Here is a 6,845-nt window from a genome sequence, read left to right on the forward strand (position 1 = left end):
TCTATGTTATAAAAAATAAACAGATAAATTATTCTGTAATAGCTGTGTTTTCATCACCTGATAGTTTAGCTTTTAAAGCTGCTAATGCATCAGAACCGCTTCCGGCAGTACTTTCTAAAACGCTGTCAATTTCTTCATCAATACTTTGATTTTCGAAGGCAATATCAGCATAAGATTCTGCCAAAGCTTCATCTTGTTCAACTTTTTCTCTCATTCTTTCAAGCATTGCAACTGTTCCGTCAGCATCTATATTTGCTAATTGTTTATTAACAGTTTTTGTTGCTTTGCTTACTTTTGCTCTTGCTTTAAGTATTTTTGCTTCATTTTCCCATTGACGAATATGTTTTTTCAGTCTGTCAATAGTTGAATCTAATTTTGCAACTTGAGCATCATAAGTTTTTTGAGTTTTAAGAGAAGTTTGAAGGTTTTGTCCTGCTTGTTCTTTTTCTTCCAAAGAGGCTGTTGCTAAACGATCAGCTTCTGAAGGGTCGATTGCACCTTTTTCGGCACGTTTAATTAAAGCAATTGCTTTGTTTTCATACTCTGTCATTTTATTACGGTATTTATTTGCATCATTTTTTGCACGAATTGCTAATGCCTTAACTTCAGCTAATGCTTTAATGCTTTCATCTAATTTTCCTTTCATGTCACGAATACCTTGTTCGGTCATTTTTACCGGATCTTCTAAATGGTTTAGTGCTGCATTTGCTTCTGCTTGTCCGATTTTAAATAGTCTTCTGAAAAATCCCATTTTTATTATATTTTAAAGTTTATAAATATTTTTCCTCAAAGATGATAAAAAAAAGATTAAATGCCAAAAATTTTGGCAGTGAAAATAAAATTAACAGTTATCTTCTTTCCTTTTAATTCTGAAAACGCCTCTGCCTATTGCAATAATTTTTTCTTTATCGTCAGAATGATAAATTTTCATTTCGGTAACAATTGACCTGCGTCTTTTACTCAGAACATATCCTTCGGCAATAAGGTCTTTGGCTTTGCCGGGTCGTAAATAATCAATACGCATATCAATTGTTGCAACATCATCATCAGGAGAGGTCATATATGTCATTGAAGCAACACCGCCTGCAAGGTCAACGGCTGTTGCCGTATATCCGCCGTGAAGTCGCTTTGTTCTGGGGTCACCAATAAATTCATCTCTGTACGGAAAAAGAAGTTTGACAAAGCCTTCGTCAATTTCTAATACTTTGACACCGATAAATTTTGCCATCGGTATTTTTTGTTCAACAACTTCTATAAATATTTTTTTTATAAAATCTTCCATAAGTTATTTTTTTCCGTAATAAACAGAAGAAATTCCGAATGTCAGTTTTTTTTCAGATGTATTTTTAAAACCTGACTTTTCCATTTTTTTAATAAATCTTTCTCCGTAAGGAAATGCATCTACAGATTCCGGTAAATAGGAATATGCAGACATGTCTTTTGAGAATAATTTGCCTACCGACGGTAAAATTCGTTTAAAATAGAAATTGTAAAGTTGTTTAACGGGAAATTTCTCAGGTCGTGAAAATTCTAAAACGATAAGTTCTCCTTCGGGTTTTAAAACTCGGTACGTTTCATTAATTCCTTTTTGCAGGTTTTCAAAGTTACGAACACCGAAAGCAACGGTCACGGCATCAAAATAATTATCCGGAAAATTTATTTGCTCGGAATCTCCTTCTTGAAATTCAATAATTTCATTTAATTTCTTTTTTAAAACTTTTTCTTTACCGACTTTTAACATCCCGGTTGATATGTCGATACCGATTATTTTCTCAGGTTTTAAGCTTTTATTAATTCGGACTGCAAAATCTCCCGTGCCGGTGGCAACGTCAAGTATTATTTTCGGTTGTGATTTTTTTAATAATCCGATTGATTTTTTTCTCCAAATTTTATCAATATTAAAAGATAAAAAATGATTCAGGAAATCGTATTTAGTAGCAATATTGTTGAACATTTCGGCAACTTGCTTCTTTTTTCCTTTATCGGAATTTTTATACGGTAATATTGTTTCTGCTTTATTCAAAGTTCTTTTTTTTTATTTTGCTATCCAAAAACCGAAATATACAGCTGCTAATCCAAGAATTAAACTGACTCCGACATACATAAAAGATAACATAAATTGCTGAGATTGTAAGAAATTAAAATTTTCTAAGGCAAATGCGGAAAATGTTGTGAACCCGCCGCAAAAACCTACGGCTAAAAACAGCTTCCAATTAGAAGACATCATTGCTCCTTTTTCAAACAGCCCTAATATAATTCCTATTAAAAAACTTCCGATTATATTAACGAAGAATGTTCCTATGGGATGAGTTGAATCAAACAATTTAACCATTATTTGGTTTGAACCGTATCTCATAACACTACCCAAAAATCCGCCGGTTCCTATAAGAAGCATATTTTGTAACATGAAATGTAAATTTTATTTTGCCGGCAAAGATAACAATTATAAGATTTTTTGAACAAATTTTATAAAAAGAGATAAAAAACATTGATTTTCATACAAAGGAAAACATTTTGAGAATAAAGTATATATTTGTAAAAAAAAGTTAATGATTATTACGGAAAATATTAAGCTTGCAGAACTTATACATCAAAATTACCACCTTATTCCTATTGTTACACGTTTTGGTATAAAATTCGGTTTCGGAGATAAAAGTGTAAAACAAGTTTGTGAATTATACGGCATACAAACGGATTTTTTCCTTGAAATTGTGAATGCGTTTAATGACAAAGATTATTCTCCTGTTAAAAACCTAAAGCGTTTTCCTTTAAGTGTAACTGTTAACTATTTGTTGAAATCTCATTATTACTTTAATCAAATAAAATTGCCTTTAATAGAAAAGTTGATTCACCAATTAAAATGGCAAGGACATGAAAACAAAAAGAACAAATCACTTTTAAATAAATTTTTTAATCAATACAGAACAGAAGTTAATGAACATACTGCAAATGAAGAGAATGAAGTTTACCCGTTTATTTTAGAGGTTGAGAAAAATTATAATTCTAATATATTAAGTTCTGAATTCGTAATTATTTTGCGAAACAAATCTGTAAATAATTATGCCGATACGCACAGTGATTTAAATTCTGCATTATTGGACTTGAAGAATATAATAATAAAATATTTGCCTGCGGCTGATAACTCTGAAATAACTGAGCAAATTTTAGTTGAAATATTTGACTTAGAGAAAGATATGGCAGATCATACGGGAATTGAGAATTCTGTGGTTATACCGGTGGCTTTGGAAATGGAAAATGAACTAAGAAAGCAATTAAGTTAAATTGACATGGAAAAGGTTTCGTTTATTATTGCAGAGAAGTCATATATTATCAGAACCGGTTTGATGAAAATTATTAACAGTTTTCCGGGAACTTCGGTTATTAAAGAAATTTCGGATGTTAATAATCTTGCTAAGTCAATAAATAAATATAAGCCTGATTTTTTAATTATTAATGCGAAACTTGTAAATGACCCGCATGATGATATAAGAAGATTGTTTTCTGAAAATATTAACACAAAATTTATTATTTTTACAGGAAGCAAAAGAGAAAAAGAACATTTTGTTTATTTTGACGAACAAATATCTGTTGATGAAAGCAAAACCGATATTATTAAAAAACTTAATATACTAATTTCAGAAAATAGTCCTAAAAGCAAAACCGATGAAAATACAGGATTGTCCGGAAGAGAAAAAGATGTAGTAAGACAAATTGCATTAGGAAAAACAAATAAAGAAATAGCAGAAGAGTTATTTATAAGCACACATACGGTAATTACGCACAGGAAAAATATTACCGGGAAGTTGGGAATTAAAACCGTTTCGGGTTTAACTGTTTATGCTATTTTAAACAATATTATTGATATTGATGAAGGAGTTTAAAGTTTAAAAGTAAAAAAGCAGGAGTTATGATGAAAGCGGCAATTTTCGGAAAAAACTATAATGAAAGTTTTAAAGATTCAATAATTGAGTTTTTTAAAATTATAAAAGGGTTTAAATATGAAATTTTGATATATGAGCCATATTATCAGTTTATTAAAGAGTTTTCAAATTTTGATATTAAACCCGATGAAGTTTTTAATTCTGCTTTGAGCAAAAAAGATGAGGTTGATATCGTTTTCAGTATAGGAGGTGACGGAACATTTTTAGAAAGTGTTTCGTTTGTTCGTGATTTGCAAATTCCGGTTGTAGGAATTAACAGCGGGCGATTGGGCTTTTTGGCAAATATATCACAGAACAATATCCCTGCGGCATTAAATGCCATACATGAAAAAAAATACAGTATTGAAGAAAGAACTTTATTAGAGGTTAACTCAAATAAAAGAATATTTAAAAATTTTAATTTTGCATTAAATGAAATTACTGTTCAAAAAAGGGATTCAGGCTCAATGATTACTATTAAAGTTTTTTTAAACGGAGAATTTGTAAATACCTATTGGGCAGACGGACTAATACTTTCAACACCGACAGGTTCTACTGCGTATTCTTTAAGCTTGGGCGGACCTATTGTTGTTCCGGGTTCTCAGAACTTTATTCTCACACCCATTGCTCCTCATAATTTAACCGTAAGACCTATTGTTGTTCCTGATGATAATGAAATTACGATTGAAGTTTCGGGAAGAACTGATAATTATTTGGTTTCGGCTGATTATCAAGCTGAAATTGTTGAGAAAAATACTATTTTAACTATAAAAGCTGCAAATTTTAAAGTTAAAACCATACGAATTGAAAATCATACGTTTTTTAATAACATACGAGAAAAACTTTTATGGGGACTTGATAAAAGGAATTAGAATTTTATTAAATATTACTTATAAAAGTACTCTGGTTTTTACTAAATGCAAGTTATTTTTCAATTTCAACCAAGCTTTCATCTCCTTTTTTATATCTTTCAGGAATAACGGAAAGACCGCTGTTACCTTTTTCAAAACTTTTCATATATTCAATTAATGCAATCCACTCTTTGGCTTCTTGTGTGCCGGTTTTGTTTGTATCAATATCACAATATTGCTTAGTCATATCTTTTACGGGGTTGCCGTTTTTGTCTTTAGGAATTATTTTTATTAGTCCGTGGCTCATTTTTTTTATTCTGCCTATGAAACTTAATAAATATCCGTTGGCAACCATACTGTAAAGTTGTTTGTTTTTCTTAGACGTATCAATTATTTTTCCGTTCAGTTCAACTTTTTGTACTTTTCGTAACATCATTTTATCGGTATCTGCATAAATTTTCAGCCCTGATGTGTATAAGTAGCCGTCACCGCCGGATGCTCTTGACATAATTATAACTTCGCAAAGTTTTTTTAACTCTTTTGCCGAAATATAAATTTTTGCCAACGGGTAACCGGGAATATTATCATTTCCTTTTCCCAGTGACATTACTCTAAACACATCAGGAACAGTAATAATACCGTTCATCCCTTTTAATAAATCCTCTCTGATTGTTCCGGAAGCCACAAAGCCGAAATCAGAATCAATTCCGTTTTGTTTTAAATAAAACCTGTTTGCATCGGAAATAAAAGGTCCGAGGTTGCTGTTTTTTAAGTTTCGGTAGTCTGTTTTTAAATTAAAAGTTATTTGAGCAACTTTTGTGTTATATGTTAATCCTGTTTTTGAAAGATATTTTTTATCAATAAATTCTGTTTGTTTGTTTATTTTATCATTTGTTGTTTTATCTCCGTTAATTTTATCGTCAACCGGAATAAGTTTAAAGTTAAATGAAGAAATTTTACCGTTTTCGACTTTAAGTTTTATTTCTCCCAAATTTGAAGCATAACTGCCGGTTTGCACAATATAAGTATTGTTGATTTTAATTGCTTCGGGTGTTTTAACATGTGTGTGTCCGCTTATGATAATGTCAATTCCTGCAACTTTTTTTGCTAATTCAATATCTTCGCCGACAAATGATTTTCCGTCTTTCGAAGGATATACTCCGCTGTGAGAAAGGCAAATAATTAAGTCAGGATTATCATTTGTTTTGATTTCTTTTACTATTTCTTTTGCGGCATCATCAGGTTCTGCAAATTTAACAGGCTTGCTTGAAGGGGCAACATTGGCTGCATCTTCTCCGACTAAACCGAATATTGCTATTTTTAAACCGTTTCTATGAATAATTATGTAAGATTTTATTTTTCCGACATCATATATTTTCTCAAGTTTGTCATCTGCTTTTGATTTTTTGTCAAAAATGATATTTGAACAAACAATATTAGGATAACCGGTACTTTTTTCGGCAACATCCAAAATATTTGCAAGTACTTCAGAACCGAAATCAAATTCATGATTTCCGAGAGTGATAACATCGTAGCCTATTTCTTTCATTAAGTTCATTTGAAAACCGGTTTCTTCTTCAGCTACATGAAATAGACTTCCCATAAGGAAATCGCCGGCATCAACAATTAGTGTTGCATCTTTATTTTTTGCTTTTTCATCGGCAAAAAGTGTTGCTAATCTGGCAAAACCGCCCAATGTATTATCGTTGTTTGTTACAGTCGGGCTGTATTCGCTTTCGGGTCCGTAACCTGTTAATTTTGAGTGCATATCGTTGGTATGCAATATTGTTAATTCTTGCCCGGTTGCTGTTACAACAGATAAAAACAGAATTAATGCTGTTTGGTTTAAAAAGAGAATAAGATATTTCATAATTGTTTATTATTAAAAGTATAAAAATAAGAATTGTATTTTATTTTAATAACATATTGTTAAAAGATTTAATATTTATTAATTCTACTTTACTAAGTTAAAATTTCCTGTTTTTCAGCTTGTTTCCTGTAATTTAGGTCAATATCGTATTTTCTTTTCTTGTGTCTTTTTTCCATTTGTTCAAGTCTAATTTCGACATCTTTT

The 6,845-nt window shown here is 30.9% G+C and carries 8 protein-coding genes; 3 read left to right on the forward strand and 5 right to left on the reverse strand.

Annotation, left to right across the window (positions count from 1 at the left end):
* Positions 1–28: 28 nt before the first annotated feature.
* From L3J35_09975 to crcB, 4 genes are all read right to left on the reverse strand, one after another.
* Positions 29–751, reverse strand: a complete 723-nt coding sequence (locus L3J35_09975; GenBank protein ID MCF6366514.1) for a PspA/IM30 family protein — start codon at positions 749–751, stop codon at positions 29–31.
* 90 nt (positions 752–841) lie between these two features.
* A complete protein-coding gene (locus L3J35_09980; protein ID MCF6366515.1) occupies positions 842–1,282 on the reverse strand; it encodes a PaaI family thioesterase in 441 nt (146 codons plus the stop codon).
* Positions 1,283–1,285: 3 nt separating this feature from the next.
* Positions 1,286–2,023, reverse strand: coding sequence for a bifunctional demethylmenaquinone methyltransferase/2-methoxy-6-polyprenyl-1,4-benzoquinol methylase UbiE (gene ubiE / locus L3J35_09985; GenBank protein MCF6366516.1), 738 nt, complete (start codon positions 2,021–2,023; stop codon positions 1,286–1,288).
* Between the two features lie 12 nt (positions 2,024–2,035).
* Positions 2,036–2,407: a fluoride efflux transporter CrcB gene (gene crcB, locus L3J35_09990; protein ID MCF6366517.1), complete on the reverse strand. Its 372-nt coding sequence runs from the start codon at positions 2,405–2,407 to the stop codon at positions 2,036–2,038.
* Between the two features lie 142 nt (positions 2,408–2,549).
* Here crcB and L3J35_09995 point away from each other — a divergent pair, with 142 nt between their 5' ends.
* From L3J35_09995 to L3J35_10005, 3 genes are read left to right on the forward strand one after another with little or no spacing between them, the layout of a single operon-like run.
* Positions 2,550–3,281, forward strand: coding sequence for a hypothetical protein (locus L3J35_09995; protein MCF6366518.1), 732 nt, complete (start codon positions 2,550–2,552; stop codon positions 3,279–3,281).
* A 6-nt stretch (positions 3,282–3,287) separates the two neighbouring features.
* Positions 3,288–3,881 (forward strand): response regulator transcription factor, encoded by a 594-nt coding sequence (locus L3J35_10000; GenBank protein MCF6366519.1) that lies wholly within the window; start codon positions 3,288–3,290, stop codon positions 3,879–3,881.
* Between the two features lie 26 nt (positions 3,882–3,907).
* Complete coding sequence (locus L3J35_10005; protein MCF6366520.1) at positions 3,908–4,792, forward strand: NAD kinase; 885 nt, start codon at positions 3,908–3,910, stop codon at positions 4,790–4,792.
* 52 nt (positions 4,793–4,844) lie between these two features.
* Here the strand turns inward: L3J35_10005 and L3J35_10010 are convergent, their stop codons facing one another.
* Positions 4,845–6,641, reverse strand: a complete 1,797-nt coding sequence (locus tag L3J35_10010) for a bifunctional metallophosphatase/5'-nucleotidase (GenBank protein ID MCF6366521.1) — start codon at positions 6,639–6,641, stop codon at positions 4,845–4,847.
* Positions 6,642–6,845 lie beyond the last annotated feature (204 nt).

The sequence above is a fragment of the Bacteroidales bacterium genome, assembly GCA_021648725.1.
Lineage (GTDB): Bacteria > Bacteroidota > Bacteroidia > Bacteroidales > JAADGE01 > JAADGE01.